The sequence below is a fragment of the Brevundimonas sp. SORGH_AS_0993 genome, assembly GCF_030818545.1.
GTDB lineage: Bacteria > Pseudomonadota > Alphaproteobacteria > Caulobacterales > Caulobacteraceae > Brevundimonas.
Genome location: NZ_JAUTAH010000001.1, coordinates 2,235,077 through 2,251,853, shown reverse-complemented (window position 1 = coordinate 2,251,853; position 16,777 = coordinate 2,235,077). Strand labels below are relative to the sequence as shown.

General features: G+C 67.4%; 16 protein-coding genes and 1 pseudogene. 4 read left to right on the top strand and 13 right to left on the bottom strand.

Going from position 1 to position 16,777, the window contains the following annotated elements; all coding sequences use genetic code 11:
• The first annotated feature begins 31 nt into the window (after window positions 1-31).
• Window positions 32-1,699, top strand: coding sequence for a beta-lactamase induction signal transducer (locus tag QE389_RS11145; protein WP_307367279.1), 1,668 nt, complete (start codon window positions 32-34; stop codon window positions 1,697-1,699).
• 2 nt (window positions 1,700-1,701) lie between these two features.
• Here the strand turns inward: QE389_RS11145 and QE389_RS11140 are convergent, their stop codons facing one another.
• Both QE389_RS11140 and QE389_RS11135 read right to left on the bottom strand, forming a co-directional pair.
• Entirely contained in the window at window positions 1,702-2,106 is a 405-nt protein-coding gene (locus QE389_RS11140; RefSeq protein WP_307367277.1) for a YidB family protein, read from the bottom strand.
• 93 nt (window positions 2,107-2,199) lie between these two features.
• Window positions 2,200-2,337, bottom strand: coding sequence for an entericidin A/B family lipoprotein (locus QE389_RS11135; RefSeq protein WP_307367275.1), 138 nt, complete (start codon window positions 2,335-2,337; stop codon window positions 2,200-2,202).
• Between the two features lie 147 nt (window positions 2,338-2,484).
• Between QE389_RS11135 and QE389_RS11130 the strand changes: the two genes are divergently transcribed.
• The 3 genes from QE389_RS11130 to rplS all read left to right on the top strand — a co-directional run bounded on the left by QE389_RS11130 (window position 2,485) and on the right by rplS (window position 4,058).
• Window positions 2,485-2,802, top strand: a complete 318-nt coding sequence (locus QE389_RS11130; RefSeq protein WP_307367273.1) for a zf-TFIIB domain-containing protein — start codon at window positions 2,485-2,487, stop codon at window positions 2,800-2,802.
• Window positions 2,803-2,858: 56 nt separating this feature from the next.
• The gene (gene trmD / locus QE389_RS11125; RefSeq protein WP_307367272.1) at window positions 2,859-3,563 is read left to right on the top strand and encodes a tRNA (guanosine(37)-N1)-methyltransferase TrmD; all 705 of its coding nucleotides are present in this window, start codon (window positions 2,859-2,861) and stop codon (window positions 3,561-3,563) included.
• A 69-nt stretch (window positions 3,564-3,632) separates the two neighbouring features.
• Window positions 3,633-4,058 (top strand): 50S ribosomal protein L19, encoded by a 426-nt coding sequence (gene rplS, locus QE389_RS11120; RefSeq protein WP_307367269.1) that lies wholly within the window; start codon window positions 3,633-3,635, stop codon window positions 4,056-4,058.
• Between the two features lie 114 nt (window positions 4,059-4,172).
• Here the strand turns inward: rplS and QE389_RS11115 are convergent, their stop codons facing one another.
• From QE389_RS11115 to trmB, 11 genes and pseudogenes are all read right to left on the bottom strand, one after another.
• Window positions 4,173-4,658, bottom strand: a complete 486-nt coding sequence (locus tag QE389_RS11115) for a PA2169 family four-helix-bundle protein (RefSeq protein ID WP_307367268.1) — start codon at window positions 4,656-4,658, stop codon at window positions 4,173-4,175.
• A 73-nt stretch (window positions 4,659-4,731) separates the two neighbouring features.
• Complete coding sequence (locus QE389_RS11110; protein ID WP_307367266.1) at window positions 4,732-5,529, bottom strand: tryptophan 2,3-dioxygenase; 798 nt, start codon at window positions 5,527-5,529, stop codon at window positions 4,732-4,734.
• Between the two features lie 153 nt (window positions 5,530-5,682).
• Window positions 5,683-6,213: a CHAP domain-containing protein gene (locus QE389_RS11105; protein ID WP_307367264.1), complete on the bottom strand. Its 531-nt coding sequence runs from the start codon at window positions 6,211-6,213 to the stop codon at window positions 5,683-5,685.
• A 35-nt stretch (window positions 6,214-6,248) separates the two neighbouring features.
• Entirely contained in the window at window positions 6,249-7,391 is a 1,143-nt protein-coding gene (locus QE389_RS11100; protein ID WP_307367262.1) for an acyltransferase, read from the bottom strand.
• Window positions 7,392-7,467: 76 nt separating this feature from the next.
• Complete coding sequence (locus tag QE389_RS11095; RefSeq protein WP_307367261.1) at window positions 7,468-8,946, bottom strand: carotenoid oxygenase family protein; 1,479 nt, start codon at window positions 8,944-8,946, stop codon at window positions 7,468-7,470.
• A gap of 21 nt (window positions 8,947-8,967) precedes the next feature.
• Complete coding sequence (locus QE389_RS11090; RefSeq protein ID WP_307367259.1) at window positions 8,968-9,399, bottom strand: DUF2141 domain-containing protein; 432 nt, start codon at window positions 9,397-9,399, stop codon at window positions 8,968-8,970.
• A gap of 248 nt (window positions 9,400-9,647) precedes the next feature.
• The gene (gene infB / locus QE389_RS11085; RefSeq protein WP_307367257.1) at window positions 9,648-12,713 is read right to left on the bottom strand and encodes a translation initiation factor IF-2; all 3,066 of its coding nucleotides are present in this window, start codon (window positions 12,711-12,713) and stop codon (window positions 9,648-9,650) included.
• Between the two features lie 144 nt (window positions 12,714-12,857).
• A pseudogene (locus tag QE389_RS11080) lies at window positions 12,858-13,481 on the bottom strand (RNA-binding protein); the annotation flags it as partial.
• Between the two features lie 18 nt (window positions 13,482-13,499).
• Window positions 13,500-15,257 carry a transcription termination factor NusA gene (gene nusA / locus QE389_RS11075; RefSeq protein WP_307367247.1) on the bottom strand — a complete coding sequence of 586 codons (1,758 nt, stop codon included), beginning with the start codon at window positions 15,255-15,257 and terminating at the stop codon, window positions 13,500-13,502.
• Window positions 15,257-15,853, bottom strand: a complete 597-nt coding sequence (gene rimP, locus QE389_RS11070; RefSeq protein ID WP_307367245.1) for a ribosome maturation factor RimP — start codon at window positions 15,851-15,853, stop codon at window positions 15,257-15,259. Before rimP ends, nusA begins: the two co-directional genes overlap by 1 nt.
• Before the next feature lie 129 nt (window positions 15,854-15,982).
• Window positions 15,983-16,696, bottom strand: a complete 714-nt coding sequence (trmB, locus tag QE389_RS11065; protein ID WP_307367242.1) for a tRNA (guanosine(46)-N7)-methyltransferase TrmB — start codon at window positions 16,694-16,696, stop codon at window positions 15,983-15,985.
• Window positions 16,697-16,777: the final 81 nt, after the last annotated feature.

Sequence of the window (16,777 nt, the reverse complement as noted above, 5' to 3'; positions counted from 1 at the left end):
GTCCGCGTTCCGGCCGCCGCCGGAGCGTTCCATGACCGACAAAGCCACCCCCGCAGATGAAGTCGCCGCCCTGCGACCACAGCCCAAGGGTTTCGGTGTCATCAAGGCCGCCTTCCGAGAGCGCCGCACACTAGCGATGTTGCTGCTCGGCTTCTCTTCCGGTCTGCCCTTCGCCATGTTGTTCGGCACGCTGAACGCTTGGCTTTCGGCTGTTGCCGTGTCTGTCGCAACGATTGGGGTCCTATCCTGGGTCGGGCTTTTCGGCGCGTTCAAGTTTCTCTGGTCGCCCGCAGTCGGCTTGCGTTTGCCGGGCTTAGGGCGACTAGGACAAAGGCGATCTTGGATGATGATCTGTCAGGCCGTTTTGGCTCTGGCCTTTGTCATTATCGCCTTGTCGCACCCCGCGACCGGCGCCGTCGGATTCCTGGCGTTTGCGGCCGCTCTAGGCGCCTTCGCTTCAGCGACACAGGACATCGTTATCGACACCTGGCGGATCGAGGCTGCGGATGATCGTGCGCCTGTGGACCTGCTATCAGCGGTCTATCAGTTGGGCTTTCGCACTGCGGCTCTGGTCGGCGGCGCCGGCGCCCTGATCCTGGCGGACAATCTCGGTTGGCCGGCCACCTTTCTGATCGGCGCTGGCCTGATGGGGTTGGGATTGCTGGGCTCACTCATTGCGCCCGAACCTATCGTGACAGCCGGCCAGGCGATCACGCGCGAGCGTATCGCCACCCCTGCTCTGCGCCGCATCGCCCTTATCGTGACGCTCACGGCCTGGGCCTGGTCCGCCTTCATGGTGATCCGCTTCATGATCGTGGCATTGACGACAACCCCTGCGCCCAGCGCGGGCGAATTCATACAGACCTGGGGGGCCTGGATCGTCACCGCAGCCGTTCTCCTGCCGGCAGGATTGGCCGGTTTCCTGGTATGGCGAAGCAGGGCGATGCCCTCCGCTCAAGGTTACTCCCATGGCGGATTGTCCGAACGGTTTTACGACGCCATCCTGGCTCCCTTGGTGGAGTTGATGGGTCGGTTGGGTTGGGGCGCGTTGATCGTTCTGGGTCTGATTCTGAGCTACCGTATCACCGATGGGATTTGGGGCCCTTTTGCCTATCCATTCTATTTGGGCACGGACGGCGGTGCTCTGGGGCGAACGATGACCGAGGTGGCGCTGGCGTCCAAGACCTTCGGCGTCGTGATGACCCTGATGGGAATCGGCTTGGGCGGCTGGGCGTTGCTCGTCATCGGCCGCATGCCCTGTCTTCTGATCGGAGCCGTGCTGAGCGCCGCGACGAATCTGCTCATGATGGACTTGGCCTTGGGCGCGCCGGTGATCGATCCTTTCATGCGAGCAACCGGGCTGTACGGCGTATTCTCGACCTTCGGGGTCGGCGCTCCTCTCGCTCGGCTGATGGTCGCCATCGCCGGGGAGAACATTGCTGGCGGCTTCGCCGGCGCCGCGTTTGTCGCCTATCTGTCAGCACTTTCAAACAGACTGTTCGGCGCGGTTCAGTTCGCTGTCTTCACATCCTTGGCGCTCCTCATCGGGACGCTGGGGCGCGCCCCCCTAGGCGAACTGGTGGACAGGGCTGGCTTCGCGCCGATGTTCCAGTTCGCCGCAGCCATCGGTCTGGTCGCCGTGGTGTTCTGCGTCCTCGAATGGGTCAGACTAACCTTGGAAAAGCGCCGAAAGCGATAGCCTCAGCGCTTCAGGAAGCCGCCGATCATGTCGCCCAAGCCGCCCGCAAGCCCGGCCGGCAGCTTGGCCAGCAGGTCGTCGGCGCCGTCGATCCGACCGCCGGGGGTCATGCGGTCGATGGCTTCGGGCAGCAGGCCCGCCAGGGTCTCGCCCGCCTGCTGGGGCGTGACGCCCATCTTGGCGGCCATGTCGGCCAGGGGGCCGTGGCCGATCACGGCGGCGATCTGTTCGGCCGAGATATTGGCGTTGGCGCCGGTCCCGATCCAGGAGCCGACCACGTCGGCCAGGCCGGCCTGATTGAACTTTTCGACCAGGCCGCCGACGCCGCCCTGGCCCCGCAGCAGATCGCCTAGGCCGCCGGCCGCGTCGCCGCCCAGGCCGTTCAGCACATTGTCCAGCATGCCCATGATCCGTCTCCTTCTGGGTTGAGAGCTCAAACTACCCTCTGACCGCAACGGAAACGAGAAGGCGGGTCGGCCCCTCGTCTCCCTGCAACGGCCTCAGTGTTTGGCGTCGTTGGCGCCCTGTGTCACGGCCGAACCGGCCGCCGACACGTCGCGGCCGACGCCGGCGATGGTGTTGCAGGCCGAGACAGCCAAGGCGGCGGCCACCAGCGACAGGGTGACGATCTTGCGCATGACGAACCTCCTTATGGTCAAGCTCCGTCCCAACGCCCAAGCTTGACCTTGGTTGCAGGGGTGCGGCGCGCGCCGACGCGGCAACGGGTCGCGCTGCGCCGGGGAAAGGTCGTCGCCATCTTGGGGACTGACCGATACGGAGATTCCATGCCGCTTCTGATGTGCCCCAACGACAGCGCGCCCATGACGACCGTCGAACGGTCGGGCGTTCAGTTCGATATGTGCCCGACCTGCCGGGGCGTCTGGCTGGATCGCGGCGAGCTGGAGAATCTGATGGCCGCCGCCTCGGGCGAGGCGCGCGGCGCCCCTGTCGCGCCGGCCCCCGCCTACGCTCCGCCTCAAGCCAGCCACGACAGCCGGACCCGCTTCGATGATCGGGAGCGTGATCGGGACCGCTATCGGAACGACGACGATGACCGGCGCAAGAAAAAGAAGCGCATGGATATCTTCGACATCTTCGACTGACGCCGACGACCGCCTCGCCTCGCGGGCAGCGGGGCTTTGGTGTATGAGCCGCCGCCATGCCCTTTACCGTCACCGTCCTGACCATGTTTCCCGAGTCCTTTCCCGGCCCGCTCGGCGTGTCGCTGATCGGCACGGCCTGGCGCGAGAAGGGCCTATGGAGCCTGGACACGGTTGACATTCGCGCCTTTTCCACAGATACGCGCGGCTTCCTGGACGACACCCCTGCGGGCGGCGGTCCGGGAGCGGTGTTGAAGGCGGACGTTGTAGCTCGGGCGGTCGATAGCCTGCCGGGGCCGAAACGGCCGCTTTTGTACATGAGCGCCCGGGGTCGGCCCCTGACCCAGGCGCGCGTCAAGGAATGGGCGCAGGCGGACGGAATCGTCGTGCTGTGCGGTCGTTTCGAGGGGGTGGATCAGCGGGTGCTGGATGCACGCGGATTCGAGGAGGTCTCGGTCGGAGACGCGGTTCTCGCCGGCGGCGAGGCGGCGGCCATGGTCGTGATCGAGGCGTGCGTAAGACTGATCCCCGGCGTGCTCGGCTCAGGCGACAGCCTGTCGTCCGAAAGCTTCGAGGACGGGCTTCTGGAACATCCGCAGTACACGCGACCGCGGACGTTCGAGGGGCTGGAGATACCCGAGGTGCTGCTGTCGGGCGATCACAAGAAGATCGCGGGATGGCGCCAGGCGCAGCGGGAGACGACGACGCGGGAGCGGCGGCCGGACCTCTGGGCGGCGCATCTCGCTCAGCCCCGCAAGGCTTGACCTTGCGGATCTGCGGGGCTCGCCCCGCCAAATGACAGGTAAAGAGCGCCAAGCTCGAGGAGAAATGACATGAACATCGTTCAACAGCTGGAAGCTGAAGAAAAAGCCCGCGTCCTGGGCGAACGCAAGATCCCGGAATTCCAGCCCGGCGACACCCTGCGCGTCAATGTGAAGATCAAGGAAGGCGAGCGCGAGCGCGTTCAGGCCTTCGAAGGCGTCTGCATCGCCCGTGACGGCGGCGGCGTGAACGAGACCTTCACCGTCCGCAAGATCTCGTTCGGCGAAGGCGTCGAGCGCAAATTCCCCATTCTGTCGCCGAACGTCGAATCCATCGAAGTGAAGCGCCGCGGCGTCGTGCGGCGCGCCAAGCTCTATTATCTGCGTGATCGTCGCGGCAAGTCGGCCCGTATCGCCGAACGCCAGACGGTCCGTCCGGCCAAGGGCGTCGTGATCCCTGAAACCGGCTCGGTCGACAAGAGCAGCGACGAAGCCTAAGTCAGGCCCTGTTTCGAAATGACGAAGGCCCCGGCGAAGACGCCGGGGCCTTTTTCATGTCTGCGCGCCAAGGTCAGTGGGCCAAGCTCAGTGGGCCAGGGTCAGTGGCCAGGGTCAGTGGGGAAAAAGGGGGCTGGCCTCGGTTCGCTGGCCTTTCAGACTGTGCTTCAGGGCCTCCATCTGCTCGTGCTCGGCCTTCACGGCCGCATGGGTCCGGCGAATGGTCTCGCGCGTGGTGGCGGAGATGGCCGTATCCTCCAGGGCCTTGTCGTATTTGTCGGCGATGAAGCCCTCGCCCGAATTGATCGACCCTACGACGGAATCATCGTTGCGAAGCAGGGCGTGCTTCACATCCAGGAAGGCGCGGTGGGCCTTGGCGAGGATGGAGCCGTCGGATTCCGGATCGCCGCCCAGGCTGCGCACGGCGGCCGACAGGTCGTCGGCGATTTGCTGGCGTTCAGCGGCTCGGCGTTCGAACAGGGCGCGATAGTGGGCGTCGTTCGTCTGCTGGGCGGCCTCGCGATAGCCGTCCGCGCTGTCCAGCGTCGTTTCGATCAGGCCGTTCAGGACCTTGATGTCGTGGGCGTTGGGATTGCTCATCTCATCCATTCCTTCCGCAGTTGCGGTTAGGGACGAAATGGACGGGCTGCGGCCTTGGTTGCCGCCTGCGACATCAAAGTTTGGTGCGCAGAGACCACAGCTCGGGGAAACAGCGCTTGGTCAGGGTCGAGGCCAGATAGGTCGCCCCTTCGGTGCCGCCGGTGCCGCGCCGCCGCCCGATGATTCGTTCGACCGTCACGACGTGCTTGTGCCGCCAGGTCAGAAGCGCATCGTCCAGATCGACCAGCTTTTCGGCCAGCTGATACAGCGCCCACCATCGCTCGGTATCGCGATAGACCTCCAGCCAGGCGGCCTCGACGGCCTCGGACGGCTCATAGGGTTGGGTCACGTCGCGGTTCAGCACGGCGGCCGGCGCCGGCAGGCCCGCGCGCGCCAGCTGGGCCAAGGCGTCGTCATAGAGGCTGGGTGCGGCGATGGCGGCCTTCAGCGCCGCATGGGCGGCCGGGCGTTCGACATGGAACTTCAGGAAGCTGGCGTCTTTCAAGCCCAGCATGGCCTCGAAGCGCCGAAACTGATCGCTCTGAAAGCCGGAGGACGAACCCAGCACGCCCCGGAACCGCAGATAGTCCGCCGGCGTCATGGTCGACAGGATGTCCCAGCTCTGGGTCATGACCGCCTGGATGCGGCTGACCCGCGCCAGGCTCTTGTAGGCGGGCACCAGATCGCCGCCGCGCACCAGGGTCTGGGCCAGGGCCACCTCGTGCAGCATCTGCTTCAGCCACAGTTCCTTGGTCTGGTGAATGATGACGAACAGCATTTCGTCATGCTGGTCCGACAGCGGATGCTGAGTCGAAAGCAGGTCGTCCAACGCCAGATAGCCGGCGTAGGTGATGTCGCTGGATTGGGTCATGGACCGCCTATCGCGCGTGTCTGGGAAAGGTGCAACCATGCCCTCGCTCATCCCCGGCGAAAGCCGGGACCCGACGTTCTGGGCGGTGATCTGTGCGAGCGATCCGAGCGACAGGACTGCGTCCCGGCTTTCGCCGCGATGAGCGCGATCAGATCAGTGCTGGCCTTGGCCAGTCGCGTTGGCGGCGATCTGACGGCCGGCGTCGAAGGCGTCGCGTGCGCCTTTGTAGATGAAGCCGTAGGTCGGATAGACGGTGGTGCCCAGGCCGTTGATCGGATTGTACCAGACCTTGACCTGCGACCAGTCGTTGGCGGGCGAAACGTCCACGACGGTGACGTTCTCCTCCACCTTGCCCCGGCTGCCGCCCCAGTTGGCGTGGGTCACGCGCACGACGCGGTCGGTCAGAATGTCGGAGACGACGGCGACGTGGCCCCGGCTCATGCGGCCCTCGGGACGGAACACCAGGACGGAGCCGGTTTCAGGCGCCTTTCCGGTGCGGAAGTTGGCGGTGGCCTGGCGCCACCAGGTCCAGGCGTCGCCGAAGATGTTGATGCCCGAGAACATGCGGGCGAAGGTCACGCATTGCCAATACGGCTCGTCAGCCTTTGCGGAAGCGGGCAGGGCGCCCAGCGCAAAAAAACCGAGGGTCGCCGCAACCGCGGCGGCTTTCAGCCGTTTGGTCATACTTAGGGTATCCCGACTTGCCTAAGGGAATCCCTTTAGGCCACGGGTTCACGCCCTGTAGCAAGTTGTTTCGGCGTATCGCCGTCCTTCATATTCCTGTCTAAATCCTTGCTCTTGCGCGCGGCCATACCGCGCAAAGCCTTGCGCGCCGGGTGTTCGACAAGGTGGTAGGACACGGCGGCCCCCACGGGCAGCAGGGCCAGAATTCCCAGCCACACGAAAATTTGAAGCTGCTTGTCCGGCGCATCCGTCAGCCTGGCGGCCAGGCCCACGGCCAGCAGTTTCCATGGCACGCAGACCATATAGACGGAATAGCTGATCTCGCCCAGATACACTGCGGTGCGCGAAGCCAGCCAGCCGGCGCGTTCGTTGGGCAGGGAGGCCAGCGACAGGATCAAGGCGCCGGCCAGGAGGACGGTGATCGCGTCCCACAGCCCCAGGGCGGCGCTGAGGACCATCAGGCCGAAGCTAATCGCCGCACATATCCAGGGCGCCTTCAGCGGCGCCTTGCGGTAGACGAGGTACAGGGCGCACCCCAGGGCGAAGCACGGCACGATCCGCAGCGCCCCCCAACGAATGGTGGCCTCGGTCAGGGAAAAGCCCGCCGCCTGCTCGAACCCGAAATACAGCACCGCCAGGAAGGCCGCGCCCCCCACCACGGCCGCGATCGGCTTGTCGCGCAGGCGCCAGAAGACGAAGGCGAACAGGGGAAAGCACAGATAGGCGAACCATTCGGCCGAAATCGACCATGACGGATGGTTCCAGCCCGCCACCGGCGCCAGGCCCCAGGCGTGGACCATCAGCAGATTGGCCGGCAGCGACGCCCAGGACAAGACATTGGCGTCCACGCTCATCCCCGCGATCAGGGCCGCCGCCGCCAGAAGGCCGACCCCGACCAGGGTGGCGACATGCAGCGGATAGATCCGCGCCACCCGCGCCCAAAGAAAGCCGCGATAGGAGAAACGCTTTTCGCCCGCCGCCTGCAGATAGACGTGGCTGAGGATGAAGCCCGACAGGACGAAGAACAGCTCAACCCCCAGATACCCCCTGGACACCAGGCCGGATGGCCCCGCCCCGGCCAGGTTTTCCCAGAAGGTATAGATGGCGACCCAGATCGCCGCGCCGAAGCGAAGGGCGGTGATCGGCTTCAGATCGGCGGGGGTCTGGACGGGGGTCATGGTGTCACCTTGGCACGTCAGCCTTGTCGAACCGTGAAGGCCCGCAAGGGTTGTGCCCGGCGCCTCCAGCCCCGGATCAGCCGATCCAGGCGCCGTGGAAGCCTGCCGGCAGGGCGACGTCGGCCTGCCAGGTCGCCACCGGCCCGTCCGCAATGCGCGCGACATCGAAGACGTGCAGTTCGGTGCGTCCGTCCTTCAGATTGACGGACGGGCCGACCAGCCAGGCCTGGTCTTCGGCCGCCGCGCCGGGCTTGGGCACGAAGACCGCCTCTTCCACCACCTGATGGACGCCGAATTCGAAGGCGTTCGACCGGCCGCTGCTCCAGTCGTGCACCGCGAGGCCCGTCGGCAGGGGGCGGCCGCGCGTCTCGCCCCAGGTGTGGGCGGTCAGGCGGCGTTTCAGGCCCGTGCGGCGCGGATCGGCCTTGGGGAATTCGCCGACCACATTGCTGGAGACCATGTCGGCGCGACCATCGGGGTGCAGGGTGACGAGAGCCAGCCTGGCCGGCTCGCCCGGCACCACGCCGCGCCCATCGACCAGCACCTTGGCCCCATCCACCGCAAAGCGGGGATCGCCGCTGGCGGCCACATCGAAGCGGATCGTTCCGTCCTGCTCGGCCCAGGCGTCGCCCAGGTGGAAGTGGAAGAAGGCCGGCAGCTCGTAAAGCCGGCGCTGCGACAGGTCGGCCTTGTCCAGCACCAGAACCTGCGTGCCGATCTCGGGCCGCCACTTCAGGGCCGAGACGACCGGCAAGGCGTGCCCCTCGAACACCCAAGGCTGCAGCACCAGGATCAGGTGCCGATCCGTGGCGGTGAAGTCGTGCATATAGCTGGCGCGCGGCAGGGTTATGATCTGGGCGTCGTTCAGACTGCGATCCGGATTCAGCCGCCAGATCACGGCCTGACCGCCGGCCGTGCCGACGTTCCAGATCGCGCCGTCGGGGGCATAGCGCGGGTGGGCTTGGAACGGCATGCCCTTCAGGTCGTCGCGCAGGGTGACGAACCCCTTGGTCGACAGGTCGGACGTCTCCATCGCCAGGGGCGATCCGGCCTCCCACAGAGCCCAGATCTTGTCGCCGGCCGCCATGACGGCGGTGTTGGCGGCGTTGGCGTCGTCGTTGGAGCCGATGCGCGCGCGCGCGTCGCCCTTCGTGCCGAAGCCCGGCGTGACCACGGCCTCCAGTTCGGTCTCGTTGCGGCGCTTGGGCGTATCGGCGAAGCGGGCCTCCAGCGTCGCCTGGCCGTCCCCGATACGGAAGGCCCGCATCATGCCGTCGCCGTCGAACCAGTGGGTGGCCGAGCCGCCGGGCCGACGAAACTTGGCCGGGCCGTTGCGGTAGAGGGCGCCCTCAAGCCCCTGGGGCGCGCGTCCATGGATCAGGCGCATCGCCTGACGCGGGGTATCGCCCTCGACGTCGCGGGTGGCCAGCGCCCAATCGGCCGGCGCGTTCTGGACCGCGTCCAGAGCGGCGGCGGCGCGCACCATTTCGGGCGTGGCGACGGCCGCAGACAGGGCGGCGGCGCCCATCAGGAAGGAACGGCGGGAAGGGGTCATGATGAGGCTCCGTCGACGCGCTTATTTCAGGTTGATGGTCTGAACGGTCGCGCCGGCGGCGGCGAACTTGGCGCGCTCCCACGACGCCGGCCCCATGTTGCCGACCGCATTGTTGGAGAAGGCGTAGGGTTCCGTCGGCAGGCCGAAGGGGTTGGTGTTCATCTTCGCGTCGCCGTTCAGGTCGTGGAAGGCGCGCACGGCGTAGTCGCCGTCGGGCAGGCCGTCGAAGGTGACGTGCGTCTCGCCCGCCGCCGCATCCAGCATGGCGACCTTGGCCGGCCGGCCCTGACCGCCATAGGCGGCGGCGCTGTCGAACACGGCGACCATGATCTTGCCCTGGTGTGCGGCGGTCGGGAAGGACAGGGTCAGGTCGGCGGCGAAGGCGGGCGAGGCGACAAGGGCCGCGACGGTCAGGGCGGCGACGGGAGCGAAGGCGGAGGACAGGGTCTTCATGGCTGGGGTCCAGTTCTGGACGAGGACCGCCGATCGGCCCTCGGTGACCCCAGGCTGCCGGCGCCCTCCCTGGATCGCCAGCGTTTCTGCGGCAACGCACGCCCTGCTTTCGCCAACGACCGAGTCCGACCGTTCACGAAGCGCGAACGGACAGCCGCGACCGCTGGCGAGGACAGCCCACGAAGAGACCATGAAAAAGGCCCGGAACCTGAGTTCCGGGCCTCGTCTGACGGCTTCGCCGTCCGGACCTAGTCCAGGGTGCGCTTGATCTCTTCGACCGTGAAGCACTCGATGTAGTCGCCTTCCTTGATGTCCTGGAAGCCCTGGAACTGCATGCCGCACTCCTGGCCCGAGGGCACCTCGTTGACCTCATCCTTGAAGCGTTTGAGCGTGTTGAGCACACCCAGCTCCAGCACCACCACGTCGTCGCGGATGATGCGGACGCGGGCGCCCTTGCGCACGACGCCTTCGGTAACGCGGCAACCGGCGATCTTGCCGATCTTGGAGATGTCGAAGACCTGCAGCACCTGGGCGTTGCCCAAGAAGGTTTCGCGTTGCAGCGGCGCCAGCATGCCCGACAGCACGCCCTTCATGTCGTCCAAGAGGTCGTAGATGATCGAGTAGTAGCGGATCTCCACGCCTTCGCGGTCGGCCAGTTCGCGCGCCTGTTTCGACGCACGAACGTTGAAGCCCAGGATCGGCGCGCCGGCCGACTTGGCCAGGTTGACGTCGCTCTCGGTGATGCCGCCGGCGCCGGAATAGACGATGCGGGCGCGGACTTCGTCGTTGCCCATCTTTTCCAGAGAGGCGGCGATGGCTTCGCCCGACCCCTGCACGTCGGCCTTGATGACCACCGGCAGTTCGCTGATCTTCTTGGAGCCCAGCTTGGCCATCATGTCGACCAGGGAGACCGAGCCGCCCGACACCTGGGCCTTCTCGCGCTTCACCCGCTGACGATATTCGGTCAACTCGCGGGCGCGGGCCTCGGAATCCACCACGGCGAAGACGTCGCCGGGCGACGGTGCCTCGTCCAGACCCAGGATTTCGACCGGGACGGACGGACCGGCTTCGGTCAGTTGCTCGTTGCGCTCGTTCAGCAGGGCGCGAACCTTGCCCCACGATCCGCCGGCGACGACGATGTCGCCGCGCTTCAGCGTGCCGCGCTTGACCAGGACGGTGCCGACCGGGCCGCGGCCCTTGTCCAGCTTGGCCTCGATGACCACGCCTTCGGCCGAACGATCGGCGTTGGCGCGCAGATCCATGACCTCGGCCTGCAGCAGGATGGCGTCGAGCAGACCGTCCAGGTTGATCCGCTCCTTGGCGGACACCTCGATGATCTGAGTTTCGCCGCCTAGGCTCTCGGCGATGACTTCGTACTGCAGCAGTTCGTTGACGACCTTGGTCGAGTTGGCGTCCGGCTTGTCGATCTTGTTGACCGCCACGATCAGGGGCGCATTGGCCGCCTTGGCGTGCTGGATAGCCTCGATCGTCTGGGGCATGACGCCGTCGTCGGCGGCCACGACCAGCACCACGATGTCGGTCACATTTGCGCCGCGCGCCCGCATGGCCGAGAAGGCGGCGTGGCCCGGGGTGTCCAGGAAGGTGACTTTCTGGCCGTCTTCCAGACGCACCTGATAGGCGCCGATGTGCTGGGTGATGCCGCCGGCTTCGCCCGCCGCCACGTCGGTGGTGCGCAGCGCGTCCAAAAGCGAGGTCTTGCCGTGGTCGACGTGGCCCATGATGGCCACGACGGGGGCGCGGGTCTCGGTGGCGCCCTCGTCGTCCGCCTCGGCGATGAAGCCGGTTTCCACGTCGCTCTCGGACACGCGCTTGACCGCCATGCCGAACTCTTCGGCCACCAGTTCGGCGGTGTCGGAATCGATCACGTCGTTGATCTTCATCATCATGCCCTGACGCATCAGGAACTTGATGATGTCGACGCCGCGCACAGCCATCCTGTTGGACAGTTCCTGCACGGTGATGACGTCGGGGATGACCACTTCGCGCGGACGGTTCGGGGCATCGGTGGACCCGCCCTTGCGCTTTTCCTTCTCGCGTTCGCGGGCGCGGCGGACCGAGGCCAGCGAGCGCATCCGCTCGGCGGCGTCGCCGTCGCCGACCACGGACTGGATGGTCATGCGGCCTTCGCGGCGCTTGGGCTCGCCGCGCGTGCGGCTGACCGCCTTGCCGGCGTCGGAGAAACGCTTCTCGCGGTCGTCGTCACGGCCGACCGGGCGGCCGAAACCGGCGCCGGGCGCGCGGCTGGGCCGCGCCACTTCCGGCGTGGCGGGCGGGGCGTTGGGGGCCGCACGGCCGCCAGGACCCGTGCGCGGACCGCCGGGACGGGCGGCGCCCGGCGCCGGACGCGGATTCAGGGCCGAATAGCGGACCGGCTCGGCCGGCTTGGCGCCTTGCGGACGCTGGCCGCCGGGGCGGGCGCCCGGACGATCACTCTGAGGACGGTCGCTTTGGGAACGATCGCCCTGGGGACGGTCGCCTTGCGGACGATCCGAATAGGACCGCTCTCCACCGCCCATCGCCTGTTCGCGGGCCGATCGGCCGCCGAAGGCGGGGCGTTCGGCCGGAGCGCGTTGAGGATTGCCGGGCTTGGGCACGCGCTGACCGAAGTTCACAACCGGGCGCGCAGGCGCGGCCGGACGGGCCGGAGCGGCGGGCGCCGGGGTCGCGGCGGTCGTCGGAGCGGGCGCAGCCGGAGCCGGGGTCGGAGCCGCAGCGGCGGGCGCGGCCGGCTTGGGCGCGGGCTTGGCCGGGGCGGGCGCGGCGGCGGCCAGCTTAGCGGCCTCGGCGCGGGCGGCTTCGGCGGCGGCCTTGGCGGCGGCGGCCTCGTCGCGGGCGGCCTGGGCGGCGCGCTCGGTGGCGGCGGCGCGTTCGCGCTCGGCGGCTTCGCGCGCGGCCTTTTCGGCGGCGGCGGCGCGTTCACGCTCGGCGTTGGCCTGGGTGGCCAGGGCGATGGCGCGGCGACGCGCCTCCTGTTCCTCGGGCGACAGGGCGCCGCCGGCGGGTTGGGCCGAACGCGACGCCTGCGGACGCGGCGTCTGAGGCGCTGCGGCTTGCGGACGGGCGACGTCGAAGCCCTGCGGGCGTTGCGGCCCGCCGGCGCCGACGCGGCGTTTGGTCTCGACCACCACCGTCTTGGAACGGCCATGGCTGAAGCTCTGCTTCACGGTGCCGGTCGAAACCGATCCCGCGGCGCGCGGCTTCAGGCTCAGCGGCGCACGCGGTCCCGTCTGGGACGGCGTTCCGCCGGTGTTCGAACCCTGGCCTTGGTTGGTCTTGTCGTTTTCGTCGTTCATCCGGTCGCTTTACTTGGGGCGGAAAAGCCCGCCGTCGTCTCGATACCCATAAACGGCCGTGAGCCCGTCTCCGCCCCAGGAGACAGGCCCGCGCCCGCCAAAATCCTCAGTTCGCCCCTGGGGGGCGCGCTCTCCCGCCGTTTCGTCCTCTTCACCGGAAATCTCCCAGTGAGGGGGACGAAGCGGCCGAAATCCAGCCAGTCGTTCGACCTCCAAGGTCCAGCGATCAGCGCGTCCGCCCGCAAGCAGGACGGCGTGTATCGCATTTTCCAGCCCAAGGGCCAAACTCAAATCGTCCGCCGTAAAGGCGCCGCAGACCTTGGCGGTCTGATGGCGAGCCAATGCGAGGATTTTACCACGGCCGTCAGAGGCCCCGTCAACGGCCTCGATCACCCAGGCGGCCTTGCCCGACCGCAGGGCCGCGGCGGACTTTTCGAAGCCAGAGATAAGCACGCCTTCGCGCCGGGCAAGACCCAGCTGGTCCAGACAGCGCCGCGCCAGAAGCCGCTCCACCGTGTCGGCCAGGCCCGCCGACGCGGTCAGGCGCGTCCTGGCGGCGCGGGTGAAGCCGTTCTTCTTGACCGCCGCCTCCACCGAGGCGCGGCTGGCCTCGACCCACAGGCCGCGACCGGGCAGCTTTCGCCCCAGGTCGGGAACCACCTGGCCGTCGGGCCCGGCGACGAAGCGGATCAGACGAGATTCGTCCATGACCTGGTGGCTGACCAGGTCGCGGCGTTCTCTATCGATCGTTGCGTCGCGCAAGCTCATGAACGGCCAGGGTCTCCATCAGGCGTTCGACGGTTCGGAGTCCTCAGAGAGGGCCTCCGCGTCGTCTTCGGTCACATCCGCGGCCGCGTCCTCGGCCAAGTCCTGGGAAGGAGCGTCGCCGAACACCTGGTCCGGATCGTATTCGCCCTCGGCGTAGTCTTCCTCGTACTCCGGCTCGGGCTGCGGCAGTTCCGAAGCATCGATCCAGCCGGCCGCCACGCGCGCCTGCAGGATCAGCAGCTCGGCGTCTTCCTGGGCCAGGTTGAAGCTTTCCAGGACGCCCGGGACCTTCACCCGTTCGCCGTTCCTGACTTCATAGCCGCCACGGATTTCGTCAGTGGCCAGGTCCGCCAGGTCTTCGACCGTCTTGACGCCGCCCTCTCCGAGCGCGACCGCCATGGCCAGGGTCACGCCCGGCACGTCCAGAACGGCGTCCTCGACGCCCAGTTCGACGCGCTTGGCGTCCAGCTCGGCGGCCTGCTTGTCCAGGAATTCGCGGGCGCGGGTCTGCAGCTCCTCGGCCGTCTCTTCGTCGAAGCCTTCGATCTCGGCGACCTCATAGGCGTCGACATAGGCCAGGTCTTCCACCGTGGCGAAGCCTTCCGTGACCAGCAACTGGGCGATGACCTCGTCCACGTCCAGGGCTTCCTGGAACAGGGCGGTGCGTTCGGTGAACTCGCGCTGACGCCGTTCCGAGTCCTGGGCCTCGGTGATGATGTCGATCTGCCAGCCGGTCAGCTGGCTGGCCAGGCGCACGTTCTGGCCGCGGCGACCGATGGCCAGCGACAGCTGCTCGTCCGGCACGACCACTTCCACGCGACCAGCTTCCTCGTCCAGCACGACCTTGGAGACTTCGGCCGGGGCCAGGGCGTTGACGATGAAGGTCGGCTCGTCCGGATTCCACTGGATGATGTCGATCTTCTCGCCCTGAAGCTCGGCGACGACCGCCTGCACGCGCGAACCGCGCATGCCGACGCAGGCGCCCACAGGGTCGATGGAGCTGTCGTTGGACAGGACAGCCATCTTGGCGCGCGAACCCGAGTCGCGGGCGGCGGCGCGAATCTCGATCACGCCGTCATAGACCTCGGGCACTTCCTGGGCGAACAGCTTGGCCATGAAGCCAGGGTGGGCGCGCGACAGCATGACCTGCGGACCCTTGGCCTCGGGCCGAACGTCGTAGATGTAGGTGCGGATGCGGTCGCCGATGTTGAACACTTCGCGCGGAATGGACTGGTCGCGGCGCATGACGCCCTCGCCCCGGCCCAGATCGACGATGGTGTTGCCGTACTCGACGCGCTTGACCGTGCCGTTGACGATCTCGCCGACGCGGTCCTTGAACTCTTCGTACTGGTTGGCGCGCTCGGCCTCGCGGACCTTCCCGGTCACGACCTGACGCGCCATCTGGGTCTGGACGCGACCGAATTCGAACGGCGGCAACTGCTCGACATATTCCTTGCCGACCTCGGCCTCGGGGTCGCGCTTCAGGGCGTCGCGCAGACGCACCATGGCGCTGTCGTTGAACTCTTCCAGTTCGTCTTCCGGCGTCCAGTCGTCCTCGACGATGGTGACGTGGCGGGTCAGGGACAGTTCGCCGGTCTTGTGATCGATCTTGGCGCGGATGTCGTGATGGGCGCCGTAACGCGACTTGGCGCCCTTCTGGATCGCCTCCTCGATGGCCTCGATCACGATCTCGCGGTCGATGTTCTTCTCGCGGGCCACGGCCTCGGCGATCTGCAGCAGTTCGAGGCGGTTGGCGGAAATACCGGTGACGGCCATCAGGCGTTGTCCTCAGAAGGGGTCTTGGTGTCGGTTGCGTCTTCGGCCGCCCCTTCGGGCAGGCCGTCGTCTTCAGGTTCGCCGCGGGCGGCGCGGATGGCGGCGCCCCGTTTCATCAGGGCGTCGGTCAGGACCAGCTTGGCGTCGCTAAGCCAGTCGAAGGGGATCAGGGCGGTGTCGTCCTCGCCCTCTAGGTCGATAAGGACATTGCCGTCCTCATAGCCGGCCAGCACGCCCTTGAAGCGTTTGCGGCCCTCGATCATCCGGTCGGTCTCCAGCCGCGCCTCCTCGCCCTCGAACAGGTCGAAGTCGATGGGGCGGGTCAGGGGCCGGTCGATGCCTGGCGAGGAGACCTCCAGCAGATATTCGCCGGGGATGGGGTCGGCGGCGTCGAACACCTCGGACACCGCGCGGCTCAGCTTGGCGCACTGTTCGACCGAGATGTCGTGGTCCGAGGGACGTTCGGCCATGATCTGCAGCCGCTGACGCTTTGAGCCCGACATCAGGCGCACGCGCACCACCTCCAGGCCGAGCGAGCCCGCGATGGGGTCGATCAGCTCCAGCAGTTGGCGGTCCTGGGCGGTCTTTGCGCGCAAGCGTCGAATATCCAAAACAAAAGCGGCGGTCCGTCCGGGCCGCCGCTTGGAACGACGCCGTTGGACGCCGGTCTAACGATGTGGAAGGCCATATAGGCCTTTCACATTCGCTTGTCAGCCCTCTTCTGTTCAGACTCGCCTGAACTCCAGAAAAACGGGCGTGGTGTCGCCCAGCTTCTTTTCCTCGTAGCGGGTGACGACATGGTCGACGGGCGGGACGAACCAATCCTGATCGGCCGCCCCCACGCGCGTCAGGCCCGGCGTGCGGTCCAGACGCTCCAGCGCCCATTCGGCGTAATCCAGCCAGTCGGTGACGAAGCGCAGGGCGCCGCCCGGTTTCAGGATGCGGGCGAAGGCCCGGGCCGTCTCGTCCTGCAACAGGCGGCGCTTGTTATGACGCGCCTTGTGCCAGGGGTCGGGAAACAGGATCAGCACCCGATCGACCGAGCCGTCGGGCAGGGCGTCCACCACATCGCGCGCATCGTCGGCGTGGATGCGGACGTTTTTCAACCCGCCCTCCTCCACATGACGCAGGGCCGAGGCGACGCCGTTCAGAAACGGTTCGCAGCCGATCATCAGCACGTCGGGCCGACGCGCCGCCTGGGCCGCCATATGTTCACCGCCGCCGAAACCGATCTCCAGCCAGACCTCCGTCGCACCCGGCATCATCGCCTGGGGGTCCAGCGGCCCGGCCCTGGGATCGGGCACGGCGATGGCCGGCAACAGGGTGTCCATCAGGGCCGCCTGGCGCGGCTTGATCGGGCGCGCCTTGATGCGGCCGAACGAGCGCAGCGGGCGATCCAGATGGGGATTGTCGTCCTCGGGGGGCAGATCGGCGGTCATGGGCTGCCGTTAGCCGCCGCCGCCTGCGACGTCTAGGACCGCCCCGCCCGGCGCGCGTCGAAACCTTTTGACGCTCCCGAC

Excerpts from the sequence above, each read along its gene's own strand:
- QE389_RS11115 (WP_307367268.1), bottom strand. The coding sequence starts at position 4,658 with ATGAGCAATCCCAACGCCCACGACATCAAGGTCCTGAACGGCCTGATC.
- QE389_RS11090 (WP_307367259.1), bottom strand. The coding sequence starts at position 9,399 with ATGAAGACCCTGTCCTCCGCCTTCGCTCCCGTCGCCGCCCTGACCGTC.
- QE389_RS11130 (WP_307367273.1), top strand. The coding sequence starts at position 2,485 with ATGCCGCTTCTGATGTGCCCCAACGACAGCGCGCCCATGACGACCGTC.
- QE389_RS11100 (WP_307367262.1), bottom strand. The coding sequence starts at position 7,391 with ATGACCCCCGTCCAGACCCCCGCCGATCTGAAGCCGATCACCGCCCTT.
- trmB (WP_307367242.1), bottom strand. The coding sequence starts at position 16,696 with ATGACCGCCGATCTGCCCCCCGAGGACGACAATCCCCATCTGGATCGC.
- QE389_RS11105 (WP_307367264.1), bottom strand. The coding sequence starts at position 6,213 with ATGACCAAACGGCTGAAAGCCGCCGCGGTTGCGGCGACCCTCGGTTTT.
- QE389_RS11110 (WP_307367266.1), bottom strand. The coding sequence starts at position 5,529 with ATGACCCAATCCAGCGACATCACCTACGCCGGCTATCTGGCGTTGGAC.
- rplS (WP_307367269.1), top strand. The coding sequence starts at position 3,633 with ATGAACATCGTTCAACAGCTGGAAGCTGAAGAAAAAGCCCGCGTCCTG.
- QE389_RS11135 (WP_307367275.1), bottom strand. The coding sequence starts at position 2,337 with ATGCGCAAGATCGTCACCCTGTCGCTGGTGGCCGCCGCCTTGGCTGTC.
- trmD (WP_307367272.1), top strand. The coding sequence starts at position 2,859 with ATGCCCTTTACCGTCACCGTCCTGACCATGTTTCCCGAGTCCTTTCCC.
- QE389_RS11145 (WP_307367279.1), top strand. The coding sequence starts at position 32 with ATGACCGACAAAGCCACCCCCGCAGATGAAGTCGCCGCCCTGCGACCA.
- nusA (WP_307367247.1), bottom strand. The coding sequence starts at position 15,257 with ATGGCCGTCACCGGTATTTCCGCCAACCGCCTCGAACTGCTGCAGATC.
- QE389_RS11095 (WP_307367261.1), bottom strand. The coding sequence starts at position 8,946 with ATGACCCCTTCCCGCCGTTCCTTCCTGATGGGCGCCGCCGCCCTGTCT.
- QE389_RS11140 (WP_307367277.1), bottom strand. The coding sequence starts at position 2,106 with ATGGGCATGCTGGACAATGTGCTGAACGGCCTGGGCGGCGACGCGGCC.
- infB (WP_307367257.1), bottom strand. The coding sequence starts at position 12,713 with ATGAACGACGAAAACGACAAGACCAACCAAGGCCAGGGTTCGAACACC.